Here is a 1544-nt window from a genome sequence, read left to right as displayed (position 1 = left end):
GGAGCAACAGGCCCAGCAGGAGCAACAGGCCCAGCAGGAGCAACAGGCCCAGCAGGAGCAACAGGCCCAGCAGGAGCAACAGGAGCAGCAGGAGCAACAGGCCCAGCAGGAGCAACAGGAGCAGACGGAGCAACAGGCCCAGCAGGAGCAACAGGCCCAGCAGGGGTAACAGGAGCAGACGGAGCAACAGGTCCAGCGGGAGCAACAGGCCCAGTAGGAGCAACAGGAGCAGACGGAGCAACAGGCCCAGCGGGAGCAACAGGAGCAGACGGAGCGACAGGCCCAGCGGGAGCAACAGGTCCAGCAGGGGCAACAGGAGCAGGTGCTATTATTCCATTTGCTTCAGGTAATCCATTAGCATTAACAACAGTAGTGGGAGGAGGTCCATCCGATCAAGGGCTTATCGGATTCGGGGACTCAGGTACTGTAAATGAAGTAATAGGTAATCCAATTAATTTAACTGGAGGAGCAGGACAAAACTTAAACTTTGCACTGTCTGTTCCAAGAGACGGAACAATTACTTCAATTGCTTCGTTATTTAGCGTAGCGGTTACTATACCATTAACTACTATATCAACAATTACAGCTAGAGTTTATATTTCTACTCCTCCTTCAATTATTTTTACTCAAGTTGCTGCAATACCGTTACCAGTTCTTCCAGCTGGTGCTGTACCAGGTACAAGTGTAAGCGATGTTGCACCACTGTCAATACCAGTTTCAGCTGGTGACCGTTTATTAATAGTATTTTCAGCTGAATCGACATCAAATGGAACAATTGATGGTTATGCAAGTGCAGGACTTACAATTGAGTAAATACTAAATATAAACAAAAGTATTGAATTATTTTACTATTCTATTTTACTAGTTTCTATTTATCTATAAGGTGGAAACTAGTAAGTAGAATTTTTTTTGAAATTTTTTCTCGTGATTAGTATTTTTATCCAAACAAACTTGTCCAACAAAAATATGATAAAGTGTACGTCAAAATATTTTATGGAGGTGTATCTATTGCCATTACCACCAGGCCCACCAGGGTCACCTAACCCAGTACCACCGGGCCCACCAGGTCCAACAGTACCACCAGCTCCTCCAGGTCCAACAGGAATTACAGGTCCAACAGGTCCAACAGGTCCACAAGGTCCAACAGGCCCAGCGGGAGCAACAGGCCCAGCGGGAGCAACAGGTCCAGCAGGAGCAACAGGCCCAGCGGGAGCAACAGGTCCAGCAGGAGCAACAGGTCCAGCAGGAGCAACAGGTCCAGGAGGAGCAACAGGTCCAGCAGGAGCGACAGGCCCAGCAGGAGCAACAGGAGCAGACGGAGCGACAGGCCCAGCAGGAGCGACAGGCCCAGCAGGAGCAACAGGTCCAGCAGGAGCGACAGGCCCAGCAGGAGCAACAGGAGCAGACGGAGCGACAGGCCCAGCAGGAGCAACAGGAGCAGACGGAGCGACAGGCCCAGCAGGAGCAACAGGTCCAGCGGGAGCAACAGGAGCAGACGGAGCGACAGGCCCAGCAGGAGCAACAGGTCCAGCGGGAGCAACAGG

Annotated in this window: 2 protein-coding genes; both read left to right on the top strand. The window is 51.4% G+C overall.

Annotated features, from left to right (window positions below):
- A partial coding sequence (locus B6K90_RS23980; RefSeq protein WP_167555382.1) for an exosporium glycoprotein BclB-related protein occupies nt 1–813 on the top strand: 813 nt, incomplete at its 5' end.
- A 195-nt stretch (nt 814–1008) separates the two neighbouring features.
- A partial coding sequence (locus B6K90_RS13970; protein WP_217348756.1) for a collagen-like protein occupies nt 1009–1544 on the top strand: 536 nt, incomplete at its 3' end.

It is taken from the genome of Gottfriedia acidiceleris (assembly GCF_002128425.1).
Classification (GTDB): domain Bacteria; phylum Bacillota; class Bacilli; order Bacillales; family Bacillaceae_G; genus Gottfriedia; species Gottfriedia acidiceleris.
Note: the sequence above shows the minus strand (reverse complement) of the source record. Positions and strands in the feature narration are given on the sequence as shown.